16 protein-coding genes are annotated in these 15,182 nt (G+C 48.3%); 12 read left to right on the top strand and 4 right to left on the bottom strand.

All coding sequences use genetic code 11. The features are described 5' to 3' along the window. The 4 genes from ACE6ED_RS27365 to ACE6ED_RS27380 form a co-directional block, all read left to right on the top strand. On the top strand, window positions 1–628 hold a 628-nt coding region (locus ACE6ED_RS27365), incomplete at its 5' end, for an amidohydrolase family protein (RefSeq protein WP_410830623.1). Further along, window positions 616–1,044 (top strand): secondary thiamine-phosphate synthase enzyme YjbQ, encoded by a 429-nt coding sequence (locus tag ACE6ED_RS27370; protein ID WP_410830624.1) that lies wholly within the window; start codon window positions 616–618, stop codon window positions 1,042–1,044. The genes ACE6ED_RS27365 and ACE6ED_RS27370, both read left to right, overlap by 13 nt. Before the next feature lie 477 nt (window positions 1,045–1,521). Continuing rightward, window positions 1,522–1,758, top strand: coding sequence for a helix-turn-helix transcriptional regulator (locus ACE6ED_RS27375; protein ID WP_410830625.1), 237 nt, complete (start codon window positions 1,522–1,524; stop codon window positions 1,756–1,758). After that, complete coding sequence (locus ACE6ED_RS27380) at window positions 1,751–2,095, top strand: DUF2178 domain-containing protein (RefSeq protein WP_410830626.1); 345 nt, start codon at window positions 1,751–1,753, stop codon at window positions 2,093–2,095. The genes ACE6ED_RS27375 and ACE6ED_RS27380 overlap by 8 nt, the downstream gene beginning before the upstream one ends. Window positions 2,096–2,254: 159 nt before the next feature. On the opposite strand, the gene ACE6ED_RS27385 is transcribed toward ACE6ED_RS27380, so the two are convergent. Continuing rightward, on the bottom strand, window positions 2,255–2,977 hold the full coding sequence (locus ACE6ED_RS27385; protein WP_410830627.1) for a hypothetical protein: 723 nt from the start codon (window positions 2,975–2,977) through the stop codon (window positions 2,255–2,257). 1,107 nt (window positions 2,978–4,084) lie between these two features. Here ACE6ED_RS27385 and ACE6ED_RS27390 point away from each other — a divergent pair. Beyond that, a complete protein-coding gene (locus ACE6ED_RS27390) occupies window positions 4,085–4,537 on the top strand; it encodes an alpha/beta hydrolase (protein ID WP_410830628.1) in 453 nt (150 codons plus the stop codon). A 279-nt stretch (window positions 4,538–4,816) separates the two neighbouring features. On the opposite strand, the gene ACE6ED_RS27395 is transcribed toward ACE6ED_RS27390, so the two are convergent. Further along, window positions 4,817–6,346: a hypothetical protein gene (locus ACE6ED_RS27395; RefSeq protein ID WP_410830629.1), complete on the bottom strand. Its 1,530-nt coding sequence runs from the start codon at window positions 6,344–6,346 to the stop codon at window positions 4,817–4,819. Next, window positions 6,339–6,908, bottom strand: a complete 570-nt coding sequence (locus ACE6ED_RS27400; protein ID WP_410830630.1) for an RNA polymerase sigma factor — start codon at window positions 6,906–6,908, stop codon at window positions 6,339–6,341. The genes ACE6ED_RS27395 and ACE6ED_RS27400 overlap by 8 nt, the downstream gene beginning before the upstream one ends. Here ACE6ED_RS27400 and ACE6ED_RS27405 point away from each other — a divergent pair. The 5 genes from ACE6ED_RS27405 (at window position 6,854) to ACE6ED_RS27425 (ending at window position 10,864) form a co-directional block, all read left to right on the top strand. Further along, a complete protein-coding gene (locus tag ACE6ED_RS27405; RefSeq protein WP_410830631.1) occupies window positions 6,854–7,591 on the top strand; it encodes a creatininase family protein in 738 nt (245 codons plus the stop codon). The two genes, ACE6ED_RS27400 and ACE6ED_RS27405, sit on opposite strands and share 55 nt — an antisense overlap. A gap of 268 nt (window positions 7,592–7,859) precedes the next feature. Further along, entirely contained in the window at window positions 7,860–8,468 is a 609-nt protein-coding gene (locus tag ACE6ED_RS27410) for a TetR/AcrR family transcriptional regulator (protein ID WP_410830632.1), read from the top strand. 254 nt (window positions 8,469–8,722) lie between these two features. Further along, window positions 8,723–9,961: an MFS transporter gene (locus ACE6ED_RS27415; RefSeq protein WP_410830633.1), complete on the top strand. Its 1,239-nt coding sequence runs from the start codon at window positions 8,723–8,725 to the stop codon at window positions 9,959–9,961. A gap of 185 nt (window positions 9,962–10,146) precedes the next feature. Next, entirely contained in the window at window positions 10,147–10,569 is a 423-nt protein-coding gene (locus tag ACE6ED_RS27420; protein WP_410830634.1) for a MerR family transcriptional regulator, read from the top strand. Next, window positions 10,526–10,864 carry a thioredoxin family protein gene (locus tag ACE6ED_RS27425; RefSeq protein WP_410830635.1) on the top strand — a complete coding sequence of 113 codons (339 nt, stop codon included), beginning with the start codon at window positions 10,526–10,528 and terminating at the stop codon, window positions 10,862–10,864. Before ACE6ED_RS27420 ends, ACE6ED_RS27425 begins: the two co-directional genes overlap by 44 nt. Before the next feature lie 255 nt (window positions 10,865–11,119). On the opposite strand, the gene ACE6ED_RS27430 is transcribed toward ACE6ED_RS27425, so the two are convergent. Further along, window positions 11,120–11,995, bottom strand: a complete 876-nt coding sequence (locus ACE6ED_RS27430; protein ID WP_410830636.1) for an AraC family transcriptional regulator — start codon at window positions 11,993–11,995, stop codon at window positions 11,120–11,122. A 234-nt stretch (window positions 11,996–12,229) separates the two neighbouring features. Here ACE6ED_RS27430 and ACE6ED_RS27435 point away from each other — a divergent pair, with 234 nt between their 5' ends. After that, window positions 12,230–13,423, top strand: a complete 1,194-nt coding sequence (locus ACE6ED_RS27435) for an acyl-CoA dehydrogenase family protein (RefSeq protein ID WP_410830637.1) — start codon at window positions 12,230–12,232, stop codon at window positions 13,421–13,423. A gap of 198 nt (window positions 13,424–13,621) precedes the next feature. Beyond that, window positions 13,622–15,151: an ABC transporter substrate-binding protein gene (locus tag ACE6ED_RS27440; protein WP_410830638.1), complete on the top strand. Its 1,530-nt coding sequence runs from the start codon at window positions 13,622–13,624 to the stop codon at window positions 15,149–15,151. Window positions 15,152–15,182 lie beyond the last annotated feature (31 nt).

Raw genomic sequence — 15,182 nt, forward strand, 5'->3', positions numbered from 1 at the left:
GCCGGAGAGGTTCATCGGATTCGCCAGCGTTGATCCGCACCGCAGCGATGCGGTCGAGGTGCTGGATTATGCCTTCCGTGTGCTGGACCTGAAGGGACTGAAGCTGAATCCCTCCAAACAGAAATTTTATCCTCAAGATGACAGCATGAAGCCGATTTATGAGCTATGCCTCCAATACAACAAACCGATTCTGTTCCATGCCGGCATGAGCTGGGAGCCGGATGCGCCGGCCAAATATTCGCACCCGCTGAACTTCGAGGAAGTCGCGATCGCCTATCCGGACCTGCGCATGTGTCTCGCCCACTTCGGCTGGCCTTGGGTGCATGACACGGTCATGCTGCTGCTGAAGTATCCCAATGTATTCACCGATACGTCGCTGCTCCATATGGATAACGCGCTTGATTTTTACAAGCAGGTGTTCAAGACGAACATGGGTCCGCTCTGGATTGAACGGAACTTAAACGATAAGGTCATGTTCGGCACAAACACTCCCCGCTTCAAGGCGAAACGGCTGCTGCCGGCACTGAAGGCAATGGAATTTAGACCGAAGACGCTGGATAAGATTTTGGGCGGCAATGCGCAGGTCTTTCTTGGGGAAAGGGGGAACGAACGGCCATGGTTAAATTAAAAACGCTGGTGCTCCGGTCGGAAGCAGAGTTTCAAATGATCAAGATTACGGAGGAGATCCGTACCTTTATCGAGGAATGCGGTGTGCAAAATGGGCTTGCGGCCGTTATCTCCGCCCATACGACGACAGGCATTATGGTTAACGAAGGACTGGAATGCGTGGAGACGGATATCGAGGAGCTGCTCGAACGGCTTGCGCCGAAGGACTTTCCTTACGCGCACGCCCACTTTCTCCCTTCGTACGGGGCAACGGGCAGCAACTCGCCTTCGCATCTCAAATCGATGATTTCCGGCAACAGCTGCCTGTTCGTTGTGCAGGACGGGAAGATGATCTCCGGCGATGCACAGGATGTTTATCTGGCGGAGTTCGACGGGCCGAAAAGCCGCAAGGTTTACATTCAGGTGATTGGCGAGTAGGACGGAAGCGCGGAAGCGGACAAGCATGTGAGCCGTTTTAAACGTACGCATTTAAGTGTGCGCAGATTGCAGCAAGGAATGAACATGATTGCCGGTTCTGCTGTCAGGACTTTCCCGATGGAGAGGCAGAGATAGGGGACGGCGATCGGACTAAAGGACGAAAACAGCTGCAAATGAGACCAAATATAAACTAGCCGGATCAATTATCTGATCTGTGAATATTATCACTTGACTGCACCACTCTGACCGTTTTTTTTCACCACTTAATATCATAAAATGCACCACCAAAAACCATAAATTACACCAGATCGATATGTGAACCTGACGGAATCATGAATTTCGTCAGGTTCTTTCTGTATTCTGGCACTTGTTGAATCAAAGCAATATAATCAAAAATAAAATTATTTAATTATTTTATATAAGTTTACTTTACTTTCGTAAAAAATGATTTATAATTTGATTCATGAGGTGATGGTCATGAAGAAAGATTTTGGTGATTCCATATCAAATAAGGTCTATGAATATCGCGTACTTGCCAGAATGTCTCAGCAAGAATTAGCAGAGAAAGTCGGGGTTTCCAAACAAACCATCTTCGTCATGGAAAAAGGAAATTATGTTCCGACACTGCTGTTAGCCTTTCGAATTGCCGAATTTTTTAATGTTGATGTAAACGATATTTTTACCTATGAGAAGGGAAGTGATCATAATGATTAATTTTTCTGATATCTCTAACGCGATTTTTGACCCGTTAAAGTCTTGGGCTGAACAATCACAAGGAAATTGGAATATTCTTATTGGTAGCGGTTTTGTATTGGTTTTTGTCGGAGCTATTCTAACATACGTGCTACACAAAAAAATGGGTGAAGCTGATGAAAGAACAAAGCAAATATCTTTAAATAGTGCCCTTATAGCGTTATGTGTAGTAATTTTATGCGATGTGATTTTCCCGAAAGAATATATGTGGCAGATTTTCTTCTTATTTAAATATTCTCTTGCATTCCTTGCTTCAGCAATCTATCTAGCAGTTCGATATAAAAAAGACTTTTTTTAACTAAAGAACGAAACAGGAGGACCTGAGAAATGCTTGTAAACTTAACTTATCCTTAATGGGTCCAGGTCCTTTAATATCAAACATGTATCAAATTTTTATTGTATGCTGGGTATGCTGGCAGCAGTCTTATTGCCGCTTTATTATTTTGCGGAAGAGGTATTAGGATTTCTTTGTCCATTGGGTCCCGTTATACTTCCAAGATTTATTATCAATTTTGATTTCCCATGTTGTGCGGCTTTGTCCCCTGCTAATCTTCCACTCCATCTCATTCCATAAGCCCATATCATCACTTGTTATGGATTTCCAGCTGTCGCCATTATCCTTAGTAATAAAAAATAAGGTGGAATCTTCGGCTGTCTTATTATCTTTTACTCTTATTAGTCCGTAAGAGGTCGTAGAAAAGAACACTGGCAGTTCGACAGTATAGGCCAAATTATCTTTTCCTCTTAATTTCATGTCTGTCCAACGTTTCCCTCCGTTGTCTGTACGGTATAATCCTATCTTTCCCTCCCGGGGGCTGGTTACAGTAATCCATCCTCTATCTAAAGAAGTGAAAATCATCCCTGTAATAGGCTCGTTAGGCAAATTTCCAGATCGTGAATCGCTAACTTTTTGCCAGGTCAATCCCCCATCAGTGGTTTTGTTCAGCGTGTTTTCTGCTTTGAACATCCCCTGTCCTCTAATTTGCACTCTCCAACCATTGGAGTTATCTACAAAGGATTGAATATAGCTCACATTTTGCACTTGTTCAGTCTTTTCCGCTTGGGGTATAGCCGTAGCCACCTCTTTTCCTTCTTTGCCTTCAGCAGTTAGTTTGTCTATACTGGGACACCCCGATAGAAGAACTGCGATCAAGACCATTGTAAGTGTAAAATTCATCATTATTCCTCCTTTATAAAATAATAATGAATTTTGCTCCTCTAAAAGTTACTGAATATTTTCATTACTGTAAAAAACTTATGTATAAAATGAAACTGGAAATTTCATTGCGTAACCTAAGCAGCAGACTTGGGGAACAGTAAGCTCGATGGAGGAAACCGCGAGATTATAATGAAATCGGAAAAACAAGTCTCTCTACTATCAATGGAAGACCTAATGCTTTAATATGAATGTAATACATAAAATTTTAAATATCGAATGCATTGTAGGGAGGGCAAAAGGCTTGCGGAGAATTCAATCATTTTACAGACTTTTTAGGAGTGAACCCCTGGGGTTTCAAATTCTGGTTGTGGGTTCTTTGCTGGTCTCAATCGTGCTCAGCAGCTCCTTTTTTACGCTTGGCGGATATTCGGGAAGTATATCGAAGCTCGCCGCAGCAGTTTTATTTGGCGCATTTGGAGTGAGCATGCGGAGAACCCGCAAAGTCTCGCTGCTGCTCTTTGCTTTGGCCGCGCTGTGTCTGTATTTGGCATGGGCTGCCTTGCCCTGAGACAGGGGAAAGGGCTTGGAGGATAGTGCGCACGGACGATGTATTTTTCTTGGTTTGTGTCAACCTCGTACGTATTGGTCGGTGCCGAGATAGTTTGCATTTTATATCTTGTCGTTGTGAAAATACCCCTGCAGTTCTTCGATCTCCAAATAGCTGCTTTGATTCTGGATCCCGAAGCTGTTTTGATGCCGCCTCGCCGACAGGTTGTACGGGGCCCAGAACCAAAGATAGAGGCCAATGAAACAAACCCCTAGACTAATTTGTCCATATGAAAGAAAACGCCAACGTTTGATCCTGTCCAAAAATCCTTATTTCCATTCCGCTGCAGTACTGTTTAAAATGATGCGAAAAAACTACAAGCAGATCTGTCACAGCCAGCCTGCTCCTGATTTTCGAGAATACTTAACTTACACATGCCTGCTCCCCCGCTTCTCTTTAGGGACAGGCTCTTTAATTTGAGACCAGGACCGTCCCCGACCAAAGCCTTAGCCAAATTTCCAGCCCGGGAGAGTTATGCCAGTATACCATCTCCCAGGCCCGTCAGGCCGGAAATACGGAGGATGCCGCGCATCTGGAGGGAATGGCAGACCGGATTCGCAGCGGCGATAAATTTTACCCCGCGGCAGTATGTGGCCAAATATGGCAGGGCGGCAAGACAGATGGTCAGCCCCGACGGCGATATTGCAAAACTGATGCTTAGCAGCGAATACAACCTGCTCGATGTCGTCCGCTATTACTACGGGGTGAACACTTCCCAGGAGGTGCTGTTACCGGAAGTGATGGAACACCCTTTGACCGAAAAGGTCACAAGGCTAAAGCTGCCGGTCTATTTTATCATGGGCAAATATGATTACATGACGTCATCCAGTGCGGCTAAAGCGTATTATGATCTGCTTCAAGCAGACAAGAAGGAAGTTGTTGTTTTTGAAGAGTCCGCCCATTACCCGCAGTTTGAAGAGAAATACAAGTTCTGCGAATGGATGGCCCGCACTTTTCTCCAAAATGTGCAGTAACCGCAAACAAGCAATAAGGGTATCGATTTGATTTACCGTTATTCTAAGCACAAAACAAAACGTTCAATCGAAAAAAAAGTGTATACACGTTCAGGATATCGTACAGATTCAGCTGATCATGGTCCATCTTGAACTGCTTGCGTATATGTGCGGCTTCTTTCTTGATCATGGTAAGTGACACAGCTTCTAAGTAATCAATTGGTCTAATCAGTATATACGATTGTAAAAAACCTTCGCCAGACAACCCCGAACCTATGTGCTGCCTGGCGGATGATTCCATTATCGCACGCTGAGTTCAACCTGCTGATTCACCTGAACCTGCTTGCGCTGCGTTACGGCATTAATCATTTCCACTTCATACTGCTTCTGCTCAGGGGCCGCAATCCAGACCTCATATTCCCCGATCCCTTCCTGAACCTGCAGAATATTCCGGGCGAAGCCCCCCTGATCCCTGTTGCCCGCGTAGAACTTGTCATACAGCTCCCGGGACTGAAGCACCTTAGCCATATAGCCTGGGATATTGAAGTCAATGCTCATGCGGTTCTGCGCATCCTGCGTAAGCTTCAGCTTCAGGAACCCGTCTTCATAACGGCTCTCGGTCAGAAGCATCTGCTTGCCGCTGAACGGAATCACTTTGGGTAGTGCTTCGTCCATGGCCAGAGAGAAGGAGCCTACCTCTGAGAGCTGGACATGCCCGATCTTCAGATTCAGCCTGTCGGCTTGCTTACTGAAATATGGTGAAGAAGCAAATTCCAGCCGGATCGTATCGGAACCGCCGTTGCTGCGTCCTAGCACAGCATTCAGGCTGGTGTAATCTTTGAACCCGTAGGTGCCGCCTGCGTTATCCGTCAATTCAATGGACGGGTTGTTCCAATCGATATCCAGCAGGCTCCGGTCCGTGTTGCTTAGATGCAGAGTTACATAGGTACTGAGCGGTGTAAGCTTAACCTCCTGTACCTCAATTTCCTGCTGGTCTCCGTTGACCATAACCGGGATAGAGGCCTGCTGCGGGATGATCCGGTCCTGTTTCCACTGGCTTTTGTCAAAAGGAACGTCCATGCTATGCTTCAGCGGAATCGCGCCTCCCGCCTGAGGCTCATAGAAGGTAAAGCTCAGCTTGGACGGGTTCCCCGCAAGGAAAGCGGCCACCTCCTGCGGCGACAGCTGCTGCTCGGTCGGCAGAACCAGAATCGGTTCGCCGGTCTGCTCATCATGGGTAAGCTTCATCACCCCGCCTGCTCCGGCGCTCGGAAAGTCCTTGCTCGTTATGTGATAACCGGCGTTGCTGTAGTCAATCCCCGGCGTTCCGTCCGGCCAGGTGGTCACGCTCCCGCTAATTTTGTCCGACTGGACAAAGACCTTGTACACCAGCTTGTCACTGGTCAGATACACATCGCTCAGACTAACCTTGGTATCTCCGAAGCTCATCACGACCGGCTGGAATGGCCGGTAATCATAATTGCCCGCATTCTGCACACCGTCACCGGTACGCAGCGCGGTCAGCCAGTCGGAGGCCACCGAGAAGCCTGGAATGTATTGCACCAGACTGGCGAAGGCCGGCGATACCTGGGCAGAGAATAGGAGCATAGCAGCAGCAGCCGTACCGCAGGCAGCACTGATCAGCCGCCGCTTCGTGCGGGAGCGGGCCGGACGGCTAGGTGCAGCAGGCTCCGCAGCCGCCGCGTGCATCACAATATTTTTTGCAAAATCATGCAGGCTCTGCGGCGCAGCATGAAGGCTCAGCACACCGCCCATTTCCTCTGCCTGCCGCTGCGGTTCACCCTGTATCCCGTTCTTGAACTTAGACATCAAAAATCACCTTCTTCGGATTAATAGATTCATTCAGATTCATCAGCTTCAAGCGCGCGTTATACAATCTGGATTTCACGGTCCCGGCCTTGACGCCCAGCACGTCCGCAATCTCCTCTACGGACATTTCCTGATAGTAATACAACACAATCACTGAGCGGTGGCGAATATCCAGTGACATGACCTGGTCCAGCAGCCGGGATTGCTCTTCTTTCTTCAAGACCGCCTCCATAGGCTGCTCCCGTTCATCCGCCGGCGTCTCCTGATCCCCCAAAGCTTCTGTCTTGCTGAACTGCCTGGAGCGTGCTCTGGCCAGATCCAACGCCCGCATCGCAACCAGCCGGTTGAACCAGCTTCGGAAGCTGCGGATTTCTTTGCCGCTCATAATGGCTCTATAGGCTTCCAGCATGGCATTCTGGACTGCATCCTCAGCATAATGCGGGGAGTTCAGAATCGCCCTGGCCGTACTGTATGCCCGGTCCAGATAAGGCTTTACCAGTTGGTAGAATGCATCCTGCTCCCCATCCCGGCACTGCTTCAGCCATAATTGCTCCTGTTCCATCCGTTTCACCTCCTTTGGACTTGTTATACTCTATAGGCGATGGCCGGGCTGATCCGGTTCATTCTTCTCTGAAGGATGATTATGGTAAGCATTCCCGAATCTCAGCCGCAGAAAGAGTCTATCAAAAATATGGTGTTAACTATTTGGTTGTTCCTACATTGCCATTTGGCCCAACACCGGAACACAGAAACTATGGATATGGATACATAGATATTCCGCAGGATGTGTACGAAAATTTGATTTATTCTGTACTAAAGTCACTTGCCCAGCAGGGGTTCAAGAAAATTGTGATTTTCAGAGGTTGCGGAGGGCATCATTTAGACAATACAGCAAAAAGGTTTAATAGCGATTTTGATGGAGTTTCAGTTGCTTATCTTCCGAATCATCCCTTTTTCGATGTCTGGTGTAAACATGGGGACCCAAATTTACCTGGAGGACATGCTGATAGTTTTACTACGTCGCTAGCTTTGTTTAAGCGGAGTGAAACTGTAAGGAACGACAAAATATACAACCCTTACAGTGAGGAGCCGGATTGGGAAGATCCTGATCTTGATTTTTCAAAATACTCCAAAACAGGGGTTATAGGCGACCCGACTCAGGCGACAAAGGATTTGGGGGAAAAGCTCTGGAATAGCACTGTGGATGCTGTAGCCGACATTTTTAAGGAAATCGCAACTAATTAGGCTTTCGAAAAACAGCCAAACGCAGGAGCTGGGTTATTCCTTACAACGAGCGGTGAACGCCTAAAACAGCGGCAGTTTGGGACTTCTGTTTATGTCCTATGCTGCCGCTGTTTGTACATTTGTGCAGCCGTATAACTGTCTTAAAGCCCCGGCAGAGGTTGTGTTCGAAGCCCCGGCTTGCATCTAATCCACCGATCGATTACAATACTGAATGAAAGTTCAGTATTATTGACTGACCGGGTGAGCGAAAGGAAGAGGCAGGTCACAGATGAATAAGAAGCAGCTTCAAACTGAATCGACCAAGAAGCGGATAGCCGATGCCGCAAGGGCGCTTTTTACCCAAAAGGGCTATAAAGCGACGTCGATCGAAGAAATTGTAAAAGCAACTGGCTGCAGCGCGGGGAACATTTATTACCACTTCAAGAGCAAAGAAGGGCTGTTTCTTTACCTGCTGCAGGAAGGGGACCGGGAATGGGAAGAAACCTGGCTGGCGAAAGAAACACTGTACCCGACCACGGCCGATAAATTATATGGATTGGCGGAGCATTTTGCGCTGGACCAATTTAACCAGCCGCTGAAGAAAGCCATTGACGAATTCCTTTATTCGGACAAGGCGGCGGAGGTGGAAGAACGTCTAAACGAAATGGTCCAAGGGTATATTAGCTTTAACCAGGAGCTGCTGCAGCAGGGAATCGACAGCGGCGAGTTCGACATCCAGGATGTCAGAGGACTATCGATTGTGCTGGACAGTCTGCTCATCGGCCTGAACCAGCATTCCCGAAGAATGGAGCATGACGAAGCGCTGGCGGCTTACCGCTTGGGCGTGGATGTGTTTTTGCACGGAATTGCAAGGCAGCGCGGCGGACAGAACAGGTGACCGAGCGGCTGACAGAGTAGCTGACAGAGTAGCTGAAAGAGTTGACAGAACGTCTGACCGAGCAGCTGACAGAGCACTGGTAGATGACTGGTAGATCATTGGCAGAGCAGCATAATGAGCAGTGGTACAGACCCGGCTTAAACCATGCGTTTTTAGGCTGGGCTGTAAGCTGCTAAGGGTTGGAATCTTTTTTTTTTTGCACTAATCTAGAATGAATATTCAGTATGTGAATTAAAGTTTGGAGGAAACAAAGCATGGCACTGTTACTAAAAAATCGGGGGGCTATTCTGGTCCTCATGTTAAATTTGTTCCTGGTCTTTACAGGCATCGGCTTGATTATTCCGATTATGCCTGAATTTATGAACAGTCTGGGCATCACCGGAAGTATCGTCGGTTTGCTGGTCGCCGCGTTTTCGCTGACCCAGTTCCTGTTCTCGCCGCTTGCCGGACGGCTCGCCGACAAGCTTGGCAGAAAACGGATGATCGTGAGCGGGATGATCGTGTTCACCTTGTCCGAAGTGCTGTTTGGCATCGCCAACGAACCGCTGATGCTTTTCCTTGCCCGGCTGCTTGGCGGTGCCAGCGCTGCCATGATTATGCCGGCGGTTATGGCCTATGCGGCGGATATGACCACGCAGGATGAACGTGCGGCAGGAATGGGGTATATCAATGCCGCCATTACAACGGGGTTTGTAATCGGGCCGGGGATTGGCGGCTATATCGCCGAATTCGGGATCCGCGTTCCTTTCTTTTCAGCGGGAGCCGCGGGACTTGTGGCCGCAGTAGTCACCCTGCTAGTTCTCCGGGAATCCCTGCCGGCAAAAGCAGCGTCAAACGAAACCTTTGCGCAGGAGCCGAAGGAGCAGGTTGGTTTTCTGAACCAGCTGATGCGTTCTTACCGTGAGCCTTATTTTATCAGCTTGATTATTGTGTTTGTGATGTCGTTTGGATTGGCTAATTTTGAAACGGTGTTTGGATTGTTTGTCGATCATAAGTTCGGCTTTACGCCCAAAGACATCGCCTTTATCATTACGTTTGGTTCCATTGCCGGAGCGGTGGTTCAGCTCACCATTTTCAGCTGGATTTTGAAGCGTTTTGGTGAAAAACGGGTGATTTCCGTCTGCCTCCTGTTTGCGGGTGTGTTTATTCTGATGACCCTGTTTGTTCATAAGTTTTGGCTGATCTGCGCCGTTACGTTTATTGTTTTTCTGGCGATTGATATTTTGCGTCCGGCCATCGGCACCCAAATGTCGATGCTGGCCAAAGATGAACAGGGGTATGTGGCGGGCCTGAATTCGGCGTTCACCAGCTTGGGCAATATCGCCGGTCCGGTCATTTCCGGGTATTTGTTCGACATCAATATTAACTCGCCGTATGTGCTCGCGAGTGTGGTTCTGATCGCCTGCTTCGGTCTGTCGCTTGGTGCCGGCAGACGCCGTCCGCGGGGCGCGGCAGCGGCATCGCTGGACCGCTCCAAAAGCCCGGTGAATTAAGGCTTGGAGGAGCGGAATCTTTTGCAGGAGTGGAACGGAATCTGCTGCTGGCCCACAAATCGCCGGCATCTGGAGACGGATTTCAACAAGCCGTTAAAAGCCGCCAAAAAAAGAGATTGACCCTGACATTAGTGTCAGGGTTTATACTGATTTCAGACCCATTCTCATGAACCCGGGGGATTACCATGAAAATCGGTGAATTATCGAAGCAAACCGGAGTGAGCGAGCGCTCTATCCGCTACTATGAACGCCAAGGCCTGATTCATCCGGTCCGTCTGGCCAACGGGTACCGGGAATATACGCCGCTTGCCGTCGAAACGGTGGAGACGATCAAGCTGTATCTGAACCTCGGGCTTTCGACCGAGGAAATCGCGGGAATACTGCACTGCGTGCTGAAGAACGAAGAGGCGTTTTGCGAGCAGGTCATGCCGCTGTATCAAAGCAAGCTGGAGGAAATCGAGCGCCAGCTGGTTCAGCTTAACCAGATTAAGCAGAATTTGCAGCAGCGTATCGCCTCCATGCATCATGCGGAAGGACAGCCGCCGAATGAAGGAGGGGAACCTGATGACTCTATTGAATGCGGAAAGCAAAAGCATGCTGGACGGTGAACTGACAAAAGGGGGAACCGTGCTGGTCGATTACGGCGCGCCCTGGTGCCCGCCCTGCAAAGGGCTGCTGCCGATACTTGAGGAGCTGGACAGGGAGAACGGGGACCGGGTCCGCATTATAAAAGTAAACTGCGACGAGCTGCCTGACGCCGCCGCCGAAGCCGGCGTAATGGGGCTGCCGACGGTAGTGGTATACCGGGACGGGCAGCCTGTGGAGAAGCTGATTGGTCTTCGTCCGCAGCCCGTCTACCAAGGTGTGATCGACAAGCACACCGGTCAAGAATCGGTGCGGTAGAAGGGCCGCTGGCGGCCTAACATTAAAAAAAGCAAGCATGCGGCCTCACTTCCTTCAGCGGATGAGGCAGGCAGGCTTGCTTTTGTTTTTTTAGGGTATTCGGATTTTGTGGCGGAAAAGCCGCTGCCAAGCAACGTAACTTTTTCTGGCTCCTGAACATTCCCCAATTGCGCCGCGACTTCAACGCCCAAGTAAGCTCAGTCCCTATCCTCGGTTCTCTGGATCCCTAATGTATACACTGTCCTCTAAGCGGCATCAAATCCTTTCTGACTGTTTCAGTAAACGGTATTCACGAGGGGAAACGCCTGTTGCCTTCTTGAATACTTTGGAAAAAGTGAACATATCCGTATACCCTATGGACTGGGCTATTATGGACAAATTGTAACCCGTATTTACCAACAGCTGTTTGGACTCTTCAATTTTTAATTGGAGGAGGTACTTCGCTGGAGAAATTCCAAAAGCCTGATTAAACTTCCGTGAGAAATATGCGCGGTTTACGTGAACATAATCGGCAATTTGTTCAATGGTCAAGCGGTCGGTATAATGCCTTTCGATGTATTCCTTGGCCTGCTGCAGCCAATAATCCGAACAAACGGCGTTTCGTAAAGCATCCGGTGTATTACGGGAAAGCTCCTCAAAAATTTTATGTAAAATGATCAGGCGGCATAAATCAAAATCGCGCTTGTCTGAGTGATTTCCGAATTCAAACAAACTGCGCAGCAGATTTAATACACCTTCGTTAGAGGCATTTGGAACATGAGGTGTACATGACTTGATGCCCACCCGTTCTAATAGTTGAACTGCTTGGGGACCTTCTAAGGCAACCCACATCTTATGCAGGGGAGTATCCTTATCGATATGGTATTCATGAACGACATGCGGAAATAAACAAAACATGTCGGATTTACGGAGCACATATTTTTTCTGCTTGTAAATATACTCCCCTTGCCCTTCCAGAACAAAAATCAGGTAGAAATAGGGTACGACTCTGGGTCCAATCCGGCTATTTGCCTGAGAAACATCCCTACCTGCACTTACGGGCCACACGGCACTGGATTTCTCCAGTTCTGTAACAGTAAAATGGTAATTCTCCAAAACTTCGAGAGGCTCTTCTTTTTTCACTTTCCTCATTGCTGCTCCCTCCCTTACGATCTCTCAAGCTTATCAAATCTCATAATTTGACATGAAAACGGTGGAAAACATAAGAAAATTGTTATTTTTCTCATAGTATAGTAAACCTATCGGAAATACAATAATTAGTCACATAATGACATGGACTATCAAAAGCTGCAATTGATAAGATAAAACAAACATTTTGGAGATTTACTAAAATACTAGAAGGCTTGAGTAAAGGGGAAGGTGGTTATGTCTTCATTGCAGAACCGGTTTGCAAATACGAAAGAACAATTAAACAAGCTCGAGACCATTGGTGAAATTGCGGACCGCCACGCGGATGGAGCGCAGAAAGCAGACGAGCTGAATGAGCTGAATGTTGATCTTGTCCATGACTTGAAGAAAGCAGGCTACCATACTCTCTTGGTTCCTAAGGAATTTGGCGGAGAGGGCGCCACGCTCCTTGAGTTCCTGCTTTGTCAGGAACGGATAGCTCAGGTGGATGCGGCAACCGCTTTGGCAATTGGTTGGCACCACATCGTTTTGTTTGATCTGGCTGTGAGCCGGGCTTGGGAGGGCGATTCGTTCGAATTTCTATGCCGGGCGGTGGTTGAACAGGGGGCTCTAATCAACCGGGCCGACTCTGAAGAAGCGACAGGCAGCCCCTCCCGGGGAGGTCAGCCAGAGACAATTGCAGAGTGGACAGGCGACGGTTTCGTGCTGAGAGGGAGAAAAAGGTTCACTTCTCTCTCAACAGCGCTCGACTATTGTATTGTTTCAGCTTCAGATACGGTTACAGGGGGAGTGTCCGAATTTCTTATCCCCAGAAATGCGGAAGGCCTTCGCATTGACCCCGTCTGGAATATGGTTGGAATGAGAGGAACAGCCAGCCACGATTTGGTGCTTGATCAGGTGTATCTTCCTGAAAGCGCGCGTGTATATAAACGAACTCATAAGGATCGGGGCGAACTTAGCTTCAGTATGCTAAATATCCCAGCATGTTATTTGGGGATTGCCATAGCTGCGAGTAAAGAGGCCGTTGCCTTCTCCTCCCGCTATCAGCCGAACAGTCTGAATCATCCGATTATTCAGCTTCCGCATATACAGCAAAAGATAGGTCAAATTGAACTGGAGTTATCAGCAGCAAGGCACTTCATGTATGGCGTAGCAGAGCGTTTGGGAAGGGAAGCGGGGTTTGGCCCTGAAGCCCGCCGTTTTGCAAGCCCTGATATCGCTGCGGTCAAGATGTTTGCTGTCCAGAGCGCAATATCGGTTGTAGATAAAGCGATGCGCATTGTCGGGGTACATAGTCTGTCGAATACGCATCTTTTGCAGCGCTTGTACCGGGATGTCCGGTTTGGTCTGCACAATCCGCCAATGGATGATAACACGCTGAATCTGCTTGCCAGAAGAGTAATTGAGGATAGTAGTTCCTCTAGAAGCTAACGGAGCCGTGAGCCATCTCATGCACTAAAACCACAAGTACTTTAAGAGAAGACGATAAGAGGAGAAAAGATGATGAAAAAGAGGCATATTCTTCAAGGGTTGTTGTCCGTTATGTTGATAAGTGTACTTTTGATCTCAGGCTGTTCTTCAACACCCTCCAATAGCAAAGCAGGTGAAGCTAAAGCGGGCGCCCCGCCTGTGCAAGCCAGCAGTACTGGGGATTCCGTACTGCGTTATGCGGTATGGACATCACCTTCCGGATTGTTTCACCCCGAACTTTATTTTACCGATTATGACCGCAATGTCATCTTTATAGTGTTTGACCGGCTGGTCGTTGTGGATAAGAATCAAGGTTTCCTTCCCTCGTTAGCTAAGGATTATAAGTTCTCCGATGACCAAAAGACAATTACCTTTACGCTGAACAAAGGGGTCAAATGGCATGATGGCAAACCGCTGACAGCAGAAGATGTGGCCTTCACTTACGAGTCTACGGCAAGCAAGGATTGGCCGAACGATACCCCGGAATTTGCTACCAAGCTGGAGGGGTATGAGGCATTCCATAACGGCCAGGCAGAGCATGTGTCCGGCATTAAAGTTGTTGACGAACAAACGGTTAGTTTTACCTTTAAAGAAATTTACGGCGGCGCACTAGCCTATTTTGCCGATCGGCCAGTCCTTGCCAAGCATGTATGGGCAAGCACGCCGATCGCTCAGTGGAGTAACGCTACGGAATTGCTTAAAAACCCTGTAGGAACAGGGCCTTATAAGATTTCGAAGTTTGTGCCGGATCAATATGTTGAACTGGAAAGCAACCCGGATTATTTTAAAGGTTCGCCTGCGATTAAGAAATTCATCTTTAAGGTCAGCAATCGCGAAACTGCCCAATCCGAGCTGATTAATGGAGGGCTGGATATTGCGGAGCTGTCTTCCTTTAATAACGCGGATCTGCAAGTTTACAAGGATGCAGGCGCCCGAATTATCGAGCATGTGGGCGCAACCGGACAGTACATGACGCTCGATTCGACAGACAACCGTTTATCTGATGTGCGGGTGCGGCAAGCTCTGATCTACGCGATCGACCGCCAAGCCATTGTCGATAAGCTGCTTTTCGGACACGGAACGATTTTTAACACGATTATTCATCCTGACGATCCTTCTTATCCTCAGGATCTGAATCCTTACAAATATGATCCTAACAAGGCAAAGGAACTGCTGGCTGAAGCCGGATGGAAGGATACGGACGGGGACGGGGTTCTGGATAAGGATGGACAAAAATTTGTTCTCGAGCTGAATTACCCGACGGGTAACAAGACCCGCGAGCAGTCCGCTCCAATTATTCAGCAGTATCTCAGACAAGTGGGGATCGAGGTGCAGCTTAACTTGGCGGACTTTAGCTCAACGCTGGCTATTTTGCAGGACCCTAAGAAGGAATTTGACGCTACCCTTATGGGTGGAACATTCCGCGTTGATGCTTATGAAACGAACTATTGGTGGGAGCGTTACAAGAATGAGAAATTGGACGCGCTAAATGATCAGGGTTCCAAAACGTTGGACAAGAATGAACGCTCGAAGGTTTACCAGGAATGGGGACGCCTGCATAATGAGCTAGCGATCCGCATGTGGCTCTATATTCCCAATATCGGATATGCGGTTGGCCCTAAAGTCACCAACTATACCCCTTATCCTTACGAACCTTTTGGCGGAATTGAAAAGTGGACGGTTCAATAGCTGCAGAGCGCCGAGCGACTGCAGGAGGAAG

The sequence above is a fragment of the Paenibacillus nanchangensis genome (assembly GCF_046543445.1).
Classification (GTDB): Bacteria; Bacillota; Bacilli; order Paenibacillales; family Paenibacillaceae; genus Paenibacillus_AQ; species Paenibacillus_AQ nanchangensis.